The sequence below is a fragment of the Pedobacter sp. ISL-64 genome (assembly GCF_018613605.1).
GTDB lineage: Bacteria > Bacteroidota > Bacteroidia > Sphingobacteriales > Sphingobacteriaceae > Pedobacter.
Genome location: NZ_JAGGPU010000002.1, coordinates 35,243 through 52,072, shown reverse-complemented (window position 1 = coordinate 52,072; position 16,830 = coordinate 35,243). Strand labels below are relative to the sequence as shown.

Below are 16,830 nucleotides of genomic sequence, written 5' to 3'. Positions count from 1 at the left end.
ACGCTGATGGGGAATGCGAACTGTGTTCGGCACATTAATCAAAAGAATGCGGATATGCCGTCAGGCAAACGCTTACCGGCAAAGGCTGCCCATGGGGAGGAAATAAAAGATAAAGACAGCCATTCTGGGCAATGTCCCAAAAGACCACGGATAAAGAGATCAGGAGAACAGCTAATAATGACGCAAATCGCTCTAGTACAACATGACCTTGTCACGTCATTTGTCCGCGGAATTAAGCTGTGACAGCTGATAAACATCCTCAACCATGGTCATTAATTTTACCTTAAAACATTCAAACCCTGAAAGGTCAAGGTCCGATATCCCTTTGCCCCGGTCAAAATATGCGAATATTAACCATTTAAACAGTTCTTCTTCAACTGGTTTGAACGGCTCATCGCCGAACAGATCTTCTATTTTTCGCTCTATGTCAGCTTTTGCCATACTCATGAAATAAAAAATGATATATATTTGATTAGAGTTCCATCACGTTTTGCATATAAACCAAAGCTAGCAATTGTTGTGTTATGGCACAACAATTTTGATGTTTTAATATTACAATTTTCCTAATCATTCACTAAAGAAATGATTAGGGATAAAGAAACAGAAATATTGTTAGACTTCGGCAAACGTCTTAAAGAATTAAGGATATCCAAGAACCTGAGTCTCCGCAAGATGGCTTTACTATGCAACGTCGAGTACGCGGATATCCAACGCTATGAAAAAGGCAAATTGAACATCACGCTTCTTTCATTGGCAGAACTTGCAAAGGCTCTTGAGGTTGAGCCTAAAGATCTGCTCGACTTCTCTACTCAAAATTCCTGACCCAACAGATCATAATCTTCAATCTGCTCAGATAATCGATCAATTCAAGACAGGGGGTTCGTAGAGCAAAATCTTATTTATTCCGCTGTTTTAGGTGATGGACTAATGTTGAAATACGCAGTCGGTCGTCGGGGTCATCTTTTCTATCAATAAAAGCTCGTGCTCAATATCCACATACATCCCGTTGTTCCCCTGATACTGATAAGGCGTATCTTTTTTTACTTCAATAAATTTTGACTTTTTCACATCAGTAAATCTACCATTGGGCAGGTAATAGCTATTATATGTTTTGGGTATGTGAGATGAGGCTACCTTGTTAGAACAAACAAATAGACCGCTGCCTCTTTAAGGATTTCAATCAACTACTTTTTAATTACACGCCCAGAGCCTGAATAAGCAGTAGTTAAATGGGGATTTCCAAAATAATAGACATTTCCACTACCCGAAATTTGTGCGTTTAGTTTATCAGTAACTGAAGTGGTGATATTCCCACTTCCAGAAATCTTAAATTCAGCATTTTTAACCAGAATTTTTTCAATATTTAAATTGCCCGATCCCTCAATTTCTGCTTCAACCTTGTTGGCTTTTAATGTTCCACTAAAAGTTATATTGCCAGCTCCATAAGTGTATGCTGTAAATTTCTCTTGATCTGCAAAATCGCCAGAAATTTCGTAAGATGATGCTCCATTCGTTTTAACGCTAGTTAAACCAGGCATGGTGATGTAAATGTGAATATCATCGTTATTCACATTTACATCTCTGTATTTCAGCAGCAGCTCGTCTCCCACTACTTTAGTTTCAAATTTTGCAATTAAATTATCAGAGCCTTTTAATTCTACTTTAAAATCATTTCCATGGGAGATAAATACCGGCGAAGCACCAGCAACATTAACCGATTTAAACGGCCCGGTTGTTCTAATTTCTGTTATCTGATTGCCGCTGACCGTTATGCGTTCCTTGCCACAACTTACAGCAACCGCTGTAAACAAACAAAACAATATTGATTTTACTATCGATTTAATTTTCATGCTATAAATTTTAATCTCCAAATCTCAACAATGAAATCACTTATCTCAAAAAAATTAGGTAGACAACCAGAACTACGGGTTGAAATACATTTTTGCGTTATAAACGACCTGAACTATAAGATCAGCAATTTATTTGTGGGCTGTGTTGATTTATCCGAAATCCAAATGAGGCTAAACTGCCTGATGATTTTTAATGCATTCTGTCGACTGACTTAGCTTCCTAGCCAACCTAACGACGCTAGGGGTCTTTAAAAAGTTACGCTAGAGAAAATGATTTTGCTGACATTTCGGGAGCGGTAGTTGAACTTATAGATGACCAGGAGCCACCATGTGACGTACCGTAAGTACAAACAAAGATGGCGGGTTAAATGAGTGGCTTTACAGTTTAACAGGCAGTCATAATGCTTGGTCTCCACTATTTGGCATTCGTCGAAATTTTTGTTTACGGAATTAATTAGTAAATACCTTTGTCGCTAGCATATTGTGTCAAAAAATAAAACTATGAAATCATCACAAGCAGCCACTTACAAAACGAAATGAGCAGAGCTTATGGTCGCTTCATTACCGTTAAAAAACAGTTTATGCAAATGGATGAACCCGATATGATTAAAATAATCATTAACCACACTGGCGCATGAACCGAGCTTGCGAGCTTATGAATGCCATTGAAGGCAATAACTAACGGATGAATATTATTTTAATCATCAAAGGCTCATCTGACAATTAAAACATAAAAATAAACAGATGAAAAATAAGATGAAAATTGCTTTTTTTTACTTATCGATAGCGGTCACTGTTGTGCTGTACCTGTCTTGCAAGCCATCTAGAGGGAATAGTGGTACCCAGTCTGCTTCTTTCGTAAACAAAAAGTGGGAAATGAAAGCGCTTTCGGTTGCTCCAGCAATTGATTGGGATTTAGACGGAAAGAAGGATACTGATATTTTTGCGCTTATGGAAGGGTGTGAGAAAGATGACGTATTAATATTAAAAGACGATAAGATCGTTGTTCGCAATGCAGGAAAAATGAGGTGTGATGAAGAAGAGGCTCAAGAGCACCAAACAGGAATTTGGTCTTATGATGGGGCTAGTAAAAAATTAGTGTTAAAAGAGGATCAGGTAGCTCAGGAATTAACTATTGTAGAAAATAGTGCCAATAAATTAGTTGTAACTTACAAATGGAATGCTACTAATGGCACATTGCATAAAATGACCGTAGTATATTTTACTAGATAATAAGGTACTTTATCGCAGATAAATAGCTACGGCCCACGTTAAATTCAAGCCCATTATCTAACACTAAGAACGTCTTACCAATATCTCGGTATAGCTCTCTTACGCAACTAATATTGACAATAATGGAACGGTGAATGCGTACAAACTTATTTGGATCAAATTTTTGAGAAACAGCACTTATGCCAAATGAACTTAAATATGACATATCTTTTGTAAAGATCTCGGTATAATCGCCATTTGCTTTGAGGTATAAAATATCCTGAACTGCAATGTTCCGAAAGCGTTTTTGATGTTCAATCATGATCCTTTCGGGATAATTATTTTGCATTGTTGCATGGTTAAATGCCAATTGAGGAAGGGCAACAGATTTATTTTCTAAACGGGCCATCGTATGATCGAAACGTTCGCGGGTATATGGCTTCAATAAGTAATCGATGGCATTCGTCTCAAAAGCTTTAATAGCGTATTTATCAAAGGCAGTCGTAAATATCACATTAGGAACGTGGTCTATTTGCTGTAACACTTCAAAGCCGTTAGCGCCAGGCATTTGGATATCTAGAAATATCAAATCAGGTTCTAACATATTGATAAATTTGATGGCTTCTACCCCATTTTGACACTCGCCGGCTACAAAAAAATTAGGATAAGCTTCCAAATATTGTTTAACCAATACTCTCCCATGATCTTCATCATCTATGACCAAAACAGATTTTCTAGACATAACTTAATTTTAGGTAATTGATTGACGAAAGCCAAGATACGCAGAATAGCAGAAATAGCCATCCCTTTCGTTCAACACCAATTAGAACCGTCGAGCAGCGAATTGGATCGACAAACAGAACCCATTAGAATTATGTACATCTGCACAGAAAAATTAATTAAAATTGCATATCGAAATACTATCATATAATGATGTACACTAAACAAAACACTACAAAAAGAGAGGTATTTCTTTTTTCCTTCTGCTTAATAGTAATGAGCATTCTTTATGGAACGCCCAGGCTATTTTCACAAGGATTTAGCAGGGGCTTTCTAATTGAGCTTATTGTAGATTGTTCAATAATGGCAATTGCCTGCTTTCCAATATGGTGGTTACACTTTCGTAAATTAGCTCACCTGCCTATTAAAAGAAGATTTGCACTACATATTTTTACCGCATTTGTCTACTATGCCATTTGGATAGGTTTGTATTATGTATACAATCAAATGGTTGGACTGCCTATTATGAATGGTTCACAGGTTTTTCAGAATATTGGACCCAATCTCTTATTTTACATACAGGTTTTTAGCTCTTTGCATATTGATCTTTTTTTTCGAGAACGAGAAGCTCAGCAAACTCGTGAAAATGAATTACGCCAGTTAGCATATAGGGGCGAGATAAATGCTTTGAAGGCACAAATACAGCCTCATTTTTTGTTTAATACACTCAATAGCATTAGTGCTTCTCTACCGCGGGAGCAAGAACACATTAGGGTTCTTATCGCCCGGTTGGCTGATACTTTTCGCTATGCGCTTCGGTCTACACAACAAGACCTGGTGCCCTTATCACAAGAATTGGATTTCATGAGAACTTACCTTTCGTTGGAGCAGACAAGATTTGGAAAAAGACTTCATTTTACAATCGAAAGTACTCCGGAAACAGACCATGTATTTATCCCTCCTATGCTGCTCCAGCCATTAGTAGAAAATGCAATAAAACATGGCGTAGAGCCTGCAATTGAAGGAGGCACAATCACAATTAAATGTACTTCCAAAAGTGATAAAACTTGCATTCTTATTGAAAATACCGGGCGTCCTTATGCCGGAAAATTGGAAGACTTATTTCTAGGGCAAGGAGTAGGACTTAAAAATACCGCGAAGCGATTAGAAAACCAATTTGCGGAGCCACTACATGTTTCCCTGAACGAAAAGGGTGGACTTGTCATTAATTTCTGCATTCCTTTTTAGCGCATATTATCAATTCAAAATTATCTAGAAAGATTAAACCCTCGTTTTATGTCTTTTAACTCCTTTTAGAGCGGTTGGTAGAAAAAATAGCTCCCTAATGTTGGTCTAACATAGTTTTGACGCTATGAAAAGAATAATGTTGTTGGGCAATACTGTATGGCTCGCGTTGTTAATATTCAGCTTAGCATCGTGCAGTAAAGATAGTGATCCACTTATTAACGAGGAGGAAATTACCTTCAGCTCTATCAATCGCATTCGCAATGAGCATAGCTTTGGCTATAGCGATGAAGAAGCCATGGGCAATGCCTTCCAATTACCAAAAGGTTTACATCTCGCACAACGTCTCTTCATCCATTCGATCCAGCTTGCCTTGACAACGTAGCGTCCATACTATCCGATTACGACACCCCAGATTGGATGATGCCATACAAATGATCTTTTGGACACAGATGGCACGGGGAATTCCATAAGCGATATGGATGTTTTAGGGTGCAGGGCGTAATCGTTGCGCAGGTAAACACCCCATCTATTTGATAAACTACCTGCAGGTGTCTGTATCGTTAAAATTGTGAAAACCAAAAATGAAAATATAAAAAAATAATAATTAAATAAGAGAAAACAACAATGAAAATCACAAGAAAATTGACAATAGCGGTTGCGCTATCTGTGTTCGGAGCATTACCAGCATCTGCTCAAACTTACAAAAAGGGAGACAAATTAGTAAATGCAGGCCTGGGGATAGGTGGTGGTTTTGGAATTCCAATTGGTGTAAGCTATGAGCATGGTTTTACAGATAGAATTAGTGGAGGTGCCTATTTGGGTTACGCGGGTAAAAGCGAGTCATTGGGTGACTGGGGCAAGTGGAAGTATACTTATGTGCTAGCAGCAGCAAGAGCTTCATATCATTTTAAGGTAAATGATGAAAAATTTGACCCTTATTTGGGTGCAGTTTTAGGTTACAACATAGCTTCGGTAAAATGGAAAGGTGAAGAAGCAGCGCCGGCATCTTCGTCAGCAGGAGAGGTGATTTTTGGCGGACATCTTGGGGCTAGGTATTGGTTGGCAGAAAAAGTTGGCATCTTTAGCGAATTGGGTTACGGCGTAGGGCTGTTGAATTTAGGTGTAGCTTTTAAACTATAAATTGATTGGTTTAAGCTCAGTAGAACGTGGCTGCAAAATCATTAAATACCATGGAAATAGCAGTTCAACGTTACTTTTTAAAGTTAAGGCACCTATCGCAAGCCATTAGTTTCTTTCTCGAGTGCCTGGAGCTTGAGGTCGAACAGTTTATCTGATGAAGAGAGTTGTTTACCGATGGAAAAAACCAGGAACATCTTGTTAAATTAATTGGACCGCTGATTTTTGTCGTTTAACGCTGTTTTGAACGGTTCAAATATTTTTTTTATCACAAACAATTTTAGAGTCTATTTTCAAAAAATGAATAAGATAATTTTTTATACTGGGTTAATAATAACCATGTTATTTGGTTTAGCGAGTTGTAAAAAAGGGGAAAAGAATATTCTTAAAGAAGAAGAACTTCCTTTTACCAATATTGGTAGCGTTAGCAATTTGCCGGGTTTTGGTAATGATGATGATATGCCTGAAGGCATTCCATTTGAACTACCAAAAGGATTAAGGTTTGTATCAAGGCCTGATCATCCATTTGACCCTGATTTAAGTAAACTACATGGCAACATGAATACTTTTTATGTTGATGTAAATATAGAGAGAGATAGTAGCTGGAAGGAGGACAAACTTCTGACATTCCCTCCTGGTTTGGTAATGCTTAATGTTTCACCTAGCAGAATTCAAAATGGGATGTTAATGGGTAGGGTAAGAATTAATGTACCGCCCAACGGAAGAGGACCTGGGGGTAAAAAGGACACTTTAACTGTATATTTAGGTGTTGCCTGCATGAATTCTTCCAAAGGTTTACCTTGGGAGGATAATCAGGAACCAGATACCCGTAATTATGTTATTGGAAGGGGTACTCATATCCCGTATGTAGTTGCCACCAATGCCGAAGTTTTAAAGTTTTTGTCATTATTTGAAAATAAACCCCACTTAAATCTTACAAGGCATCAAAATCCTTTGGATGTTTATGATCCTGATTATGTAGAACCCGAATGGATGAAACCCTACAACACCATACAAACCATGTTCTGGAAAATAACCGATGGACAGGGACTGACCGAAGCAGACCTTAGAGAACTACTTGAAGCAATTAAAGAGTAAGTAATTAATTAAGGAATGGTTAAAAATTCTTTTATCGAAGTAAAGTCGAATTATGTTAACCAAAACGGAGGTCAAATGAATATTAATGAAAACACGAGGCTAATCGATTTGAAAGTATAAGATTTATTAACCATAAAGGAGGCAAGCCCACCTACAGTAGTTAACAGGCCTACAGAAGCGTCTCCAGGAGAAGATGAGATTGAGAGTGTATGAGGTAGCTGAGAAAGTTACCGGATATGCTCGGCAAACACTCTACCAGTTGAAATCCGAAGACAAGATTTCATATATAAGATTGCCAAATGGTGGTGTGAGGTTCATAGAAATTGGCTTTTGTAAGGTCAAATATTTAACTAAATTCTTTACTTTTGTTCTAAGCAGTTAGAGTCAATGCTTTAAAGCATGAATAAAATCTATGATAATTTAACCAATAATGGCTTCGCAGATGCAACTTTGCTTTTTGAACCCGCCATTATTGAAAAATTATTAGACGCTCTAGTGGTTGCAGGAGCATTTGATTACGACAAACACCTGGACATTCCGCTCCTGAGCCTATCAGAAGTTAATGTAATTGCTCATTTTGAGCAATTACTTAGCCTAATAAAACGCTATTCCGGCGAAACGATGTTTCCGGTTAAAGCCTTTATTCTTGATAAAACTGCCGAAAGTAACTGGGAAATTCCCTGGCACCAGGACCTGAAAATTGCGGTCAACCAACAGCTGAAAGTACCGGAATATATCAATTGGTCTATTGAAGCCGGAATACCCCATGTCCAGCCACCGGTTGAGGTCATGGAAAAACTAATCACCCTACGTATTCATCTGGACCCCTGTGATGTAGGGAATGCAATCCATATTAGTCCAGGGTCTCATAAAGACGGAATACTTACAATGCATCAAATTCAAGCTTTGCTGAAGAACATTAAACCGGTTATTTACACCGCCGCGAAAGACAGCATCATGCTGATGAAACCACTCGTATTACATTATTCGCCAGCATCGAGTTCTGTTCATCCTCGTCGCATTCTTCAAATTGAATTCGGTTATGACCTTGACAATGGAATTACCTGGCATGGTTTAGATTGATAAAAGTAGTTCCAAACAATTCCTAAAAAACAATAAATATAAATTCAAAAACGAATATTAAATATGACCAAATCAGACATAGTTATCCAGATTACTACAAAAACCGGGATCGACAGAGCAGAAGTTTCACAAATATTAGAAGTCTTTTTTAAAGCAATTAAGAATAATTTAACTGATGGCGAAGCGGTATACGTACGTGGATTTGGCAGTTTTACCGTAAAGAAAAGAGCAGCCAAAACAGGGCGTAACATTTCAAAAAATACCGCGGTACAAATCCCCGAACATTATATCCCCTCGTTTAAGCCTTCAAAGGAATTTGTAGCGCGGGTAAAAACGAACCTTTCAAAGGAGGTAGTTTAAATAATTACAGTTCTACATCATTCCAAGGAAGATAGCCCAGGTTATTGCAGCATTTGGCTACTTCTGCCCCAATATGGCTGGAGACATCACTAACAATCTTCCATTGCACAGCGTATTTATTGTTATAACCTAAATAGATCACCAAGTCTTCAACCCCCCTTTCTCCTGCAAATATTTTATAGAGGTATGTTTGCAGATCGGAGGCCAGCGCAGTCAGCCTGTTGTTCATTAGTCTGTCCACCGCATCTGGGGTTTTTAGCGAGGTATCAAATACAGCAAGGACGGTTATATCTATCATTATCAGTGTTTCCTACTTTTCTTTCTTCACCGTATCAATCTTCTCATAGATCAATCTGCCTATTACCACTTTATTTCCAGAGGTATTAGAAAGGCTTTCAGCAGGTTGAACTTTTGTACTGATCCTTTTCCTTTTTGGCTTATTTTGTTTTGGAGCTTGCATGTTGATTTATACGGGGCAAATATAAAATTTATACATCAAGATCGTACAGGTCATTATGGTCATTTCGGTACCGCATAAATTCGTAAAGCACAAACTCGATGTACTCCGCAGGTGTATTGACAAGCTTCTTTATGGCCTCTATATCATTGTCGTTATATTTGTGGAGTGTCTTCAGGAAAGTACCCTTGCCGATTCTCAAACCAATATCGTCCCTTAACCAATGGTGCAGGCTGGTCTGCCAGTTGTGCAGAGTAGAAGTATATTTATCCAGATCACCAGTCCGATGTAGGTATGCTTTAAAGGGGCGGTCTCGCAATTTTACCCTGATGGCGACAGGCAGCCAGCGCAGGGAGGTCGTATGGAAACCCTGACATTTTACACAATAATACACCCGCCTTTCTTTCCGCCTTTCCACATCAGCAAAAACAAAATTGACCGCAACCAGTTGCAGGGCTGTATTTCTGTTCAGTATCTTCTTGCCGCAGGCGATTTTTAAGTACTCTTCTGGACTGATCTCTGCCCGCTTAATGATCCTTAGCGATACGGTTTCAACATAAGGATTAAAGGTATTGCTTTGCTTCCGGTACATTTTGACATCAAGGGAGTGCTGGCGCATACTGACTACGATACCGAGCTGTTTATTCCGGTTTAGCCGTACCCAAATAAGGGTATCCGCCTTTATCGTAGCATCCCCCAAATCCATTTTGCTATAGTTTAATAAATGATCAGAGATACATCTTTTTCAAATTTTATGACCTGTTTTTCATTCATTCTGGAGATTACAAGGTTGAAAAAATTGTCCTTTTCATCGATCTCTAAAATTACACCCAAATTTACAATAAATGTACCCACTTGGATATCAGAAATCTGTATTTCTTGGAGGTTGTGGAGGTTGTTGGATTGGGGCATAAGCGTTTTTTTATGATAGGTATTATATGGCAATCATCAGTACCCCGGGCTTAGCTCGCCAAGTGCAAATGCGCCTGAAATCTTTCTGTGTTTTGTTAAATATGGATTGAGCTTTCTTAAAACGGTTCTTGCACTGGCTATTACCTTTTTAAAATAATTACTGTAAAAATCATAATCGGGATACTGATCGCCGCCCCTGATGGTATAGCCGTTTTGGGCTAATTCCGTAAGAAGGATTTTAAGTTTTTTAACCCGCTCTATAGCGTTTAGTATATCATCCCGCAGGATAGCAGGTGTTTTTTCATTTACACAAGCGCCTTGGTTTGCAATGCTCCACTTTGCCAGATCGGTAAGGTAGCCTAAATAATCACTCTCCTGCTCTGAACAAATGGCATGGTACAATATGTCATTTTTAAATTGCTCCATAATGGTAGTCAAAAATTTAGAAATGCGCATATCTAGTAGATACCCTGATATTAAAAAAACGGAGGCAAGCCAGAACGACTTTACCCCCGCACTAACGCTCTCTTGGGCAAATTTAACATTTATTCGTCAATAACAATAATTGCGGTTGCGGGTAAAAACACAGTTAATGTTAAAAAACAAAAACACTGCATTTTTGAAGTGCCTTAATATAATATGAATGGTAACACGTGGTCAGCGGCTTGCTTTAAACCGAGACAGGTATTCCGACCATCTGCGGTCAAAGCCAAACGGCCATTGTCATTCCAACGGAAATAGCCCCCTTCCGCTAATTCGTCGCCTATGGTATTAAATTCTTCAGCGGTCAGGTGATATTGATATTTTTTAGTCAGGCCAACCCTCACCACTCCCTCGACCACAATATCGTTTATGCCCGGTTCCTGAATTCGTTTCCGAAGGGAAATGAAGATTTCGTGTTTAATTTGTTCTATGGTTGGCATCATGCAGCTATTTGAGGTTTATTCTTTCCCGTGGATCGTATTTCAATAGCTAATTTAATAGACTTTATGCGTAGTGGCTTTTTGTCGTTTACAATACTGGTTATCTTTGCCTTTAATGTTTCTTGCTGCTCTTATTCTTTTCCAAAAGCCGGAGCCTAGCCTCTTCTTCAGATGTGTTAAGCTCCAAATCCTTGTAAAGAACATTAAATAATGTTCCAGGCTTGGTTTTAGTAGCAAGCTCTATCAAATAGAGTTCATGCGCCAAAGGATTGACTTTATTGTTTTTAATATTTTTGAGACGATACGGTGTTAAACCAGTTTTATCAGCAATTTCTTGTATTGCATCACCTTGGATATATTCAAAGAAACCTTTGAAATCGTCAAACTCTGTTATTTTTGTTTTAGTAATTTCTCTTCTTAATTTCAATTGAGGGTAAACGTTTTCGAGCATTTCTTTTATTTCTATTCCGCCAGCTTTGGCGATCAAAAACAATTTTTGCGCACCTATACTCTTTATTGAGCCTTTTCTTAATTGGCTTAATTCTATAGTCGAAATCCCAGTTTTTGCATGAATATCAATACTCGTTATATCTTTTAATGTGAGAAAAGGTCCAAGATCATTCTTGGGAATATCCAATTTATTTGCCATATGAACCTTAAAGGTAAAGAGCCACATTAGTAGAACTAAGACAAGTTGATTTACTTTGACATTTACTTGCTAATAATTTGCATATATCAAAGTATTTTTACTATATTTGATTTGTCTTCTGTTTTGTAATGCACTGCTTTTTATGCAATTGCAATGCTTATCATTAGATAATAGGTATTAATAAAGAGTCTCGATCACAAATTCCAACGTTTGCAATCAACCGAGACGGTAGATTAATGCCCATGGCAATATTATGCGTACTTTTGTACGACTATAGGTCATGGGCTCTATCGTGAAACCGGGTTGAAGGCGTTGGAACCTTGTGATACGGTGGATCGATAGGGCCCTCTATAGTATGGTACACCTAATGATATATCTGAGACTCGTTGATAAAAGAACGAGTGATGAACAAACTAACTCAAGTTATTTTCTTTAAAAGGATTAAAGTCTTTTTTGAAAAAAGAGAGAATGGTTTGTTTATTTACTTAAATAATGGCATAACATCTTCTGTCAACCCAAAACAAAACCTTAATACCACACACCAATGTCGGTGCCGTTTGATAAAGGTGGTACTGACTAATTTATGTACACCTGTTTTTTCCAAAAAAGAATTGTTCAAATTGATAATAAAATCACCCGTTTAAACGGCAAAATTAATCAGCAGACGGCGCCATATCAAATAGGGAGATGTGCGTCGTCTCGCTTTTTTTTGATCAACTGACCAACTTATTATTTCATAAAAACTAATGAAAAAAATTATACTAACCATAGTACTGGCCACGCTTTGCCTTTTTTTTAGGGCCAAAGCGCAAAGCCAGAACAATAATATAAAGCCTCTAACCATCGGCGACACCATTCCCGAAGCCGTTTGGAGTATGCCCTTACAGGTTGTCAACCATCCAACTGGTAAAAAGACTATTACCCTAAACGACTACAAAGGCAAACTGATCATACTGGACTTTTGGGCGACGTGGTGTAGTGCTTGTATTGGAAATATTCCAAAAACAAGCAGTCTACAAAAAAGATTCACAAATGATTTAGAAATAATCATGGCAACGCGTGAAGACCAAAAAACGGTTCAGGCTTTCGTAGAAAAGATACCAAATCGTACCAATGAAACAACGATAGTGAATGATACGCTTTTTACCAGTTTGTTTCCACATCAAATCATTCCACATTATGTTTGGTTAAGTAAGAGCGGCGTTTATTTAGGTGCAACTGATATTGAAGCATTAAATAATGAGCATATTAATAACCTGTTATTGCATAACAGCAAATTGATCCATCTGAAAAAGGACATGGATTTGTCGATACCTCTTTATGGTAGTCCGGATCTCCCCATTGAACAAACCGTGTTCTATTCCATCCTTGTTAAAGGTTGGAATCCTGGTTTACCATCGGGATCAAGAGATATTATCAACAAAAACAATGTCATCATAGGTAAAATCATGACGAATTCTACCTTTCAGGATATCTATTATAGAATTGCATATGGACTTTTGCAAGAAACCAATACACCAAGCCATCCATCGTCGATTAGGATAAATATTAAAAATGACGACTTGTTCAAAAAGGAATACTTCAATTACGAATACAGGAATATTACGGAATCTCACACCAGCCTTTATCAAGAATTAATTCGGGATTTAGCTAAATATTCTCCTTACCAAGTAACCTTTAAGAAAGAAAATAGAATCATTCTCGCTTTGGTTAGTAAAAGTAATTCACATATGACTGATTCAAAACCGGAAGAGAAGATTAGCATTAATCTGAAAAGGGTTATTGCAAGATTGAATAATCTGTCAAAGGAAATGCCAATAGTTAATGAGACAGGTATAACAGGCGAATTTAACATTAGACTAAGCAAAAGCATAAACAACCTCGACGAGGCAAACAGAGAACTAAGCGATTACGGATTGAAACTAGTTAAGAAATCTCGTAAGATGCACCTATTTGTCCTTACTAAAAAGATTTAGATCAATTATGAGAATTACTATTTACATATTATTAATATTATTTTCGGTATCACTCAATGCCAATTCACAAACGGTACGGGGAAGAGTTACATCAAAAGCCGACAACCTCCCTTTAGCCGGAGTACTGATAACAGTGAAGGACAACATCAACAAATCAGTGACAGACAGCTTTGGACATTTCTCTATAGATCTGGTAGAAGGCGATTATAGTCTAGTCTTACATTTACTTGGCTATAATGACCTTATTGTTAATGTGAAAGTCCCATTAAAAGAAACGCTAGAAGTTCAGTTGGCTTCTCGCATTATGAACCTAAACGAAGTTACTGTTTCTACTGGCTACCAGACCTTATCAAAAGAAAGAGCGACTGGCTCATTTACGGTCATAAATAGGCAGCAATTGGAACAACAGATAAGCACAAATATCCTAGATAGACTGGAAGCAGTAGCTGGCGGTCTAGTGATAAACAAGAGTCAGACGGATCAAGGAGCCATAATGATACGGGGACTTAGTTCTATTGTAGGGCCTAAAAGCCCACTTGTAATCTTAAATAATTTCCCCTACGAGGGTGATTTAGGCAACATAAATCCTAATGATGTGGAGTCGATTAGCATTTTGAAAGACGCTGCAGCGGCATCAATATGGGGAACAAGAGCAGGTAATGGTGTAATTGTTATTACTACAAAAAAAGCCCATTATAATCAGCCACTTAAAGTTAGTCTGTCATCAAATGTCAGCCTACAAGGCAGACCTGACCTATTTTATATGCCTTTAATATCATCCAATGATTTTATAGAGGTGGAAAAAATGCTCTATGGAAAGGGTTACTACAGGAGTAGGATAAATACCTTGGGCAGCCCATTATCACCGGTAGTAGAGATGCTTGTCCGCCATGACAATAATCAACTGTCAGCCGAAGAAATGGAACAGAGAATTGGCTATTTGGAAACCATCGATGTTCGAAATGAATATGATAAACTGGTTTACAAGACAGGTATAAATACCCAACATGCATTAAGCATGTCTGGCGGATCTGAGTACTATAACTGGAGGATAATGGGAGGGTATGATAATAATAGAACTACACTAAAAGAGCAAATGGAGAGAATTACAACGGGTTTCGAAAACAGTATCCATCTCTTTAAGAACCTGACGGTGATTTCCTCATTGAGATACACCCAACAAAATACCGCCATGGGAAAACAGGGTTATGGAAGTTTCGCCTCTGCCTATAACGAACTATACCCATATGCCATCCTACAAAATCCGGACGGCAGTTCAGCCCCATTTTATCAGTATAGACAGCCTTATCTGGAAACTGCTGGAGGGGGAAAGTTGTTGGACTGGAAATATTACCCCCTAGAAGATTACAGGAACCTGGATCAGAAGTCTAGACTGCAGGACATACTTCTCAATCTGGATCTTAACTATAATGTGGGTAATGGAATAAGTATCTCGGCCAAATACCAATATGAAAACCAGAATGTTGAAGGAACTTCACTGAAAGACAAGAACAGTTATTTTGCAAGGGATGTTGTTAATTCGTTTACGCAAATTGACAAAGATGGAAATGTACTATATATAGTTCCTAAAGGAGGCATCCTGGATAAGGATTACTCTCGTACCAACAGTAACCAGATTAGGGGACAGATCAATTTTGACCAGACATTTGGAGATCATGAGCTCCATGCCCTGGCCGGCGCGGAGTTCAGAAACAATGTAAATTCAAGGGCATTGAGCAAAAATTATGGTTTCAATGATGACCTGTTAACTTTTGGAAATGTGGATTTTACAAGAACCTACCCAAACTTTATTACCGGGCGTAACGCATTTGTTCCATCCAGCGGAACCATGTACCAGACCCAATTGTATTACCTGTCCAATTTTTTCAATATGGCGTATACCTACAAGAATAGGTATACACTATCTGCAAGTGCAAGGCAGGATGCAACCAACTTGTTCGGTGTAAATACAAATGATAAGTGGAACCCCTTATGGTCAGCTGGGCTAAGCTGGCAGATTTCAAAGGAAAGCTTTTATAACATCAATTCTTTGCCCTTATTAAAGCTCAGGGCAACCTACGGGTTTAGTGGCAATGCCGATCCATCGAGATCAGCTGTTACCACGATTTTGTATGGGGCCAATTCACCATACACCCAAACCCCCTATGCGACCTTTAGCCAATTCGGCAACCCTGAGTTAAAGTGGGAGACAATCAGGACAATAAATTTCGCTCTGGATTTTGGTTCCAAAAATAGCCGTATAAGTGGAAGTCTTGAATATTTTAAGAAGAAGGGAACTGACCTTTTGGGAAACTCCCCCCTTGATCCTACCACTGGGTCTGGACTCAACCTTCTAAAAAATGCTGCGTCCATGAAGGGCAATGGCGTTGACATAGAAATACGTGCAATAAATTTTAATGGTCGATTTAAATGGTTAACGAATCTGAACTTGAGCCGTTATAAGGATAGAGTAACGGATTATTATCTGAGCTCAATCAGGGCAAGCAATTTCATGACATCTGCGATTGGTATAACCGGAAAAGTCGGATTGCCAGTTTATAGCATTCTTTCCTATAAGTGGGCAGGACTTGATCCTTCCACTGGAGATCCACAGGGATATCTCAATGGAGTAGTAAACAAAAATTACGCAACATTAACGGGAGCAACTGCAACAATTGATGACCTCACCTATTGGGGGTCCGCTATCCCAACCTATTACGGAAATCTTGGAAATACTTTTTCTTGGCAAGGGCTGTCCTTAAGTATAGCACTAAGCTATAAACTCGGATATTTTTTTAGACGACAAAGTATTGAATATAATGGGTTATATACAAACGGCAAAGGCCATAAAGACTTTGCAGAGAGGTGGCAAAATCCTGGAGACGAAAAATGGACAAGTATACCTTCACTGGTCTACCCAGCTCCTACAAACAGGGAAAATTTCTATAAGTATTCCGGCGCCCTGATTGAAAAGGGTGATCATGTTAGGATCCAGTATATTAATATTGAGTACAGCCCGAAATTATCATTCTTGGCCAGACTGAAAATTAGCGATTTCAACTTATATGCCAATATGAGCAACGTCGGCCTGCTATGGACTGCCAATAAGAAGAACATTGATCCTGACTATTCAAGAAATCTAACCTCTCTTCCTCCTTCAAAAACAATCTCTTTAGGCCTAAGGGCTGGATTTTAATTATTAATC

At 38.3% G+C, this 16,830-nt stretch carries 20 protein-coding genes; 10 read left to right on the top strand and 10 right to left on the bottom strand.

Features of this window, described 5'->3' with window-relative positions; all coding sequences use genetic code 11:
- Nucleotides 1-216: 216 nt before the first annotated feature.
- Nucleotides 217-441 carry a hypothetical protein gene (locus J7E57_RS02735; RefSeq protein WP_215125069.1) on the bottom strand — a complete coding sequence of 75 codons (225 nt, stop codon included), beginning with the start codon at nucleotides 439-441 and terminating at the stop codon, nucleotides 217-219.
- A gap of 141 nt (nucleotides 442-582) precedes the next feature.
- On the opposite strand from J7E57_RS02735, the gene J7E57_RS27220 reads away from it, so the two are divergent.
- Entirely contained in the window at nucleotides 583-822 is a 240-nt protein-coding gene (locus J7E57_RS27220; protein WP_215125067.1) for a helix-turn-helix domain-containing protein, read from the top strand.
- A gap of 362 nt (nucleotides 823-1,184) precedes the next feature.
- Here the strand turns inward: J7E57_RS27220 and J7E57_RS02725 are convergent, their stop codons facing one another.
- Nucleotides 1,185-1,850 carry a GIN domain-containing protein gene (locus J7E57_RS02725; RefSeq protein ID WP_215125065.1) on the bottom strand — a complete coding sequence of 222 codons (666 nt, stop codon included), beginning with the start codon at nucleotides 1,848-1,850 and terminating at the stop codon, nucleotides 1,185-1,187.
- A 744-nt stretch (nucleotides 1,851-2,594) separates the two neighbouring features.
- Here J7E57_RS02725 and J7E57_RS02720 point away from each other — a divergent pair.
- Entirely contained in the window at nucleotides 2,595-3,083 is a 489-nt protein-coding gene (locus J7E57_RS02720) for a hypothetical protein (RefSeq protein WP_215125063.1), read from the top strand.
- Here J7E57_RS02720 and J7E57_RS02715 read toward each other — a convergent pair.
- Nucleotides 3,076-3,804 carry a LytR/AlgR family response regulator transcription factor gene (locus J7E57_RS02715; protein ID WP_215125061.1) on the bottom strand — a complete coding sequence of 243 codons (729 nt, stop codon included), beginning with the start codon at nucleotides 3,802-3,804 and terminating at the stop codon, nucleotides 3,076-3,078. The two genes, J7E57_RS02720 and J7E57_RS02715, sit on opposite strands and share 8 nt — an antisense overlap.
- Nucleotides 3,805-3,992: 188 nt before the next feature.
- Between J7E57_RS02715 and J7E57_RS02710 the strand changes: the two genes are divergently transcribed.
- The 6 genes from J7E57_RS02710 to J7E57_RS02685 all read left to right on the top strand — a co-directional run bounded on the left by J7E57_RS02710 (nucleotide 3,993) and on the right by J7E57_RS02685 (nucleotide 8,708).
- Complete coding sequence (locus J7E57_RS02710) at nucleotides 3,993-5,030, top strand: sensor histidine kinase (protein WP_215125059.1); 1,038 nt, start codon at nucleotides 3,993-3,995, stop codon at nucleotides 5,028-5,030.
- Nucleotides 5,031-5,154: 124 nt separating this feature from the next.
- Nucleotides 5,155-5,412, top strand: a complete 258-nt coding sequence (locus J7E57_RS02705; RefSeq protein ID WP_215125057.1) for a hypothetical protein — start codon at nucleotides 5,155-5,157, stop codon at nucleotides 5,410-5,412.
- A gap of 242 nt (nucleotides 5,413-5,654) precedes the next feature.
- Nucleotides 5,655-6,170, top strand: coding sequence for a hypothetical protein (locus J7E57_RS02700; RefSeq protein WP_215125055.1), 516 nt, complete (start codon nucleotides 5,655-5,657; stop codon nucleotides 6,168-6,170).
- 297 nt (nucleotides 6,171-6,467) lie between these two features.
- Nucleotides 6,468-7,265 carry a hypothetical protein gene (locus tag J7E57_RS02695; RefSeq protein WP_215125053.1) on the top strand — a complete coding sequence of 266 codons (798 nt, stop codon included), beginning with the start codon at nucleotides 6,468-6,470 and terminating at the stop codon, nucleotides 7,263-7,265.
- 399 nt (nucleotides 7,266-7,664) lie between these two features.
- On the top strand, nucleotides 7,665-8,348 hold the full coding sequence (locus J7E57_RS02690) for a hypothetical protein (RefSeq protein ID WP_215125051.1): 684 nt from the start codon (nucleotides 7,665-7,667) through the stop codon (nucleotides 8,346-8,348).
- A gap of 63 nt (nucleotides 8,349-8,411) precedes the next feature.
- A complete protein-coding gene (locus J7E57_RS02685) occupies nucleotides 8,412-8,708 on the top strand; it encodes an HU family DNA-binding protein (protein ID WP_215125049.1) in 297 nt (98 codons plus the stop codon).
- 4 nt (nucleotides 8,709-8,712) lie between these two features.
- Here J7E57_RS02685 and J7E57_RS02680 read toward each other — a convergent pair whose 3' ends face one another.
- From J7E57_RS02680 to J7E57_RS02650, 7 genes are all read right to left on the bottom strand, one after another.
- Nucleotides 8,713-9,006 (bottom strand): hypothetical protein, encoded by a 294-nt coding sequence (locus J7E57_RS02680; RefSeq protein ID WP_215125047.1) that lies wholly within the window; start codon nucleotides 9,004-9,006, stop codon nucleotides 8,713-8,715.
- A 12-nt stretch (nucleotides 9,007-9,018) separates the two neighbouring features.
- On the bottom strand, nucleotides 9,019-9,168 hold the full coding sequence (locus J7E57_RS02675) for a hypothetical protein (protein WP_215125045.1): 150 nt from the start codon (nucleotides 9,166-9,168) through the stop codon (nucleotides 9,019-9,021).
- A 28-nt stretch (nucleotides 9,169-9,196) separates the two neighbouring features.
- Nucleotides 9,197-9,871, bottom strand: a complete 675-nt coding sequence (locus tag J7E57_RS02670; RefSeq protein ID WP_215125043.1) for a hypothetical protein — start codon at nucleotides 9,869-9,871, stop codon at nucleotides 9,197-9,199.
- Between the two features lie 11 nt (nucleotides 9,872-9,882).
- Nucleotides 9,883-10,077 (bottom strand): hypothetical protein, encoded by a 195-nt coding sequence (locus J7E57_RS02665; protein WP_215125041.1) that lies wholly within the window; start codon nucleotides 10,075-10,077, stop codon nucleotides 9,883-9,885.
- A 36-nt stretch (nucleotides 10,078-10,113) separates the two neighbouring features.
- Nucleotides 10,114-10,503 carry a hypothetical protein gene (locus tag J7E57_RS02660; protein WP_215125040.1) on the bottom strand — a complete coding sequence of 130 codons (390 nt, stop codon included), beginning with the start codon at nucleotides 10,501-10,503 and terminating at the stop codon, nucleotides 10,114-10,116.
- Nucleotides 10,504-10,706: 203 nt separating this feature from the next.
- A complete protein-coding gene (locus J7E57_RS02655; protein WP_215125039.1) occupies nucleotides 10,707-11,003 on the bottom strand; it encodes a hypothetical protein in 297 nt (98 codons plus the stop codon).
- A 109-nt stretch (nucleotides 11,004-11,112) separates the two neighbouring features.
- Nucleotides 11,113-11,649: a hypothetical protein gene (locus J7E57_RS02650; RefSeq protein WP_215125038.1), complete on the bottom strand. Its 537-nt coding sequence runs from the start codon at nucleotides 11,647-11,649 to the stop codon at nucleotides 11,113-11,115.
- 746 nt (nucleotides 11,650-12,395) lie between these two features.
- Between J7E57_RS02650 and J7E57_RS02645 the strand changes: the two genes are divergently transcribed.
- Nucleotides 12,396-13,625 carry a TlpA family protein disulfide reductase gene (locus J7E57_RS02645; protein ID WP_215125037.1) on the top strand — a complete coding sequence of 410 codons (1,230 nt, stop codon included), beginning with the start codon at nucleotides 12,396-12,398 and terminating at the stop codon, nucleotides 13,623-13,625.
- 7 nt (nucleotides 13,626-13,632) lie between these two features.
- Nucleotides 13,633-16,821 carry a SusC/RagA family TonB-linked outer membrane protein gene (locus tag J7E57_RS02640; RefSeq protein WP_215125036.1) on the top strand — a complete coding sequence of 1,063 codons (3,189 nt, stop codon included), beginning with the start codon at nucleotides 13,633-13,635 and terminating at the stop codon, nucleotides 16,819-16,821.
- The last annotated feature ends 9 nt before the right edge of the window (nucleotides 16,822-16,830 follow it).

Bases quoted from the DNA above. Each gene is read 5' to 3' on its own strand.
- J7E57_RS02715 (WP_215125061.1), bottom strand. From the start codon at position 3,804: ATGTCTAGAAAATCTGTTTTGGTCATAGATGATGAAGATCATGGGAGA.
- J7E57_RS02675 (WP_215125045.1), bottom strand. From the start codon at position 9,168: ATGCAAGCTCCAAAACAAAATAAGCCAAAAAGGAAAAGGATCAGTACA.
- J7E57_RS02645 (WP_215125037.1), top strand. From the start codon at position 12,396: ATGAAAAAAATTATACTAACCATAGTACTGGCCACGCTTTGCCTTTTT.
- J7E57_RS02655 (WP_215125039.1), bottom strand. From the start codon at position 11,003: ATGATGCCAACCATAGAACAAATTAAACACGAAATCTTCATTTCCCTT.
- J7E57_RS02680 (WP_215125047.1), bottom strand. From the start codon at position 9,006: ATGATAGATATAACCGTCCTTGCTGTATTTGATACCTCGCTAAAAACC.
- J7E57_RS02670 (WP_215125043.1), bottom strand. From the start codon at position 9,871: ATGGATTTGGGGGATGCTACGATAAAGGCGGATACCCTTATTTGGGTA.
- J7E57_RS02665 (WP_215125041.1), bottom strand. From the start codon at position 10,077: ATGCCCCAATCCAACAACCTCCACAACCTCCAAGAAATACAGATTTCT.
- J7E57_RS02735 (WP_215125069.1), bottom strand. From the start codon at position 441: ATGGCAAAAGCTGACATAGAGCGAAAAATAGAAGATCTGTTCGGCGAT.
- J7E57_RS02690 (WP_215125051.1), top strand. From the start codon at position 7,665: ATGAATAAAATCTATGATAATTTAACCAATAATGGCTTCGCAGATGCA.
- J7E57_RS02660 (WP_215125040.1), bottom strand. From the start codon at position 10,503: ATGGAGCAATTTAAAAATGACATATTGTACCATGCCATTTGTTCAGAG.
- J7E57_RS02650 (WP_215125038.1), bottom strand. From the start codon at position 11,649: ATGGCAAATAAATTGGATATTCCCAAGAATGATCTTGGACCTTTTCTC.
- J7E57_RS02685 (WP_215125049.1), top strand. From the start codon at position 8,412: ATGACCAAATCAGACATAGTTATCCAGATTACTACAAAAACCGGGATC.
- J7E57_RS02705 (WP_215125057.1), top strand. From the start codon at position 5,155: ATGAAAAGAATAATGTTGTTGGGCAATACTGTATGGCTCGCGTTGTTA.
- J7E57_RS02695 (WP_215125053.1), top strand. From the start codon at position 6,468: ATGAATAAGATAATTTTTTATACTGGGTTAATAATAACCATGTTATTT.
- J7E57_RS02710 (WP_215125059.1), top strand. From the start codon at position 3,993: ATGATGTACACTAAACAAAACACTACAAAAAGAGAGGTATTTCTTTTT.
- J7E57_RS02720 (WP_215125063.1), top strand. From the start codon at position 2,595: ATGAAAAATAAGATGAAAATTGCTTTTTTTTACTTATCGATAGCGGTC.
- J7E57_RS27220 (WP_215125067.1), top strand. From the start codon at position 583: ATGATTAGGGATAAAGAAACAGAAATATTGTTAGACTTCGGCAAACGT.
- J7E57_RS02640 (WP_215125036.1), top strand. From the start codon at position 13,633: ATGAGAATTACTATTTACATATTATTAATATTATTTTCGGTATCACTC.
- J7E57_RS02725 (WP_215125065.1), bottom strand. From the start codon at position 1,850: ATGAAAATTAAATCGATAGTAAAATCAATATTGTTTTGTTTGTTTACA.
- J7E57_RS02700 (WP_215125055.1), top strand. From the start codon at position 5,655: ATGAAAATCACAAGAAAATTGACAATAGCGGTTGCGCTATCTGTGTTC.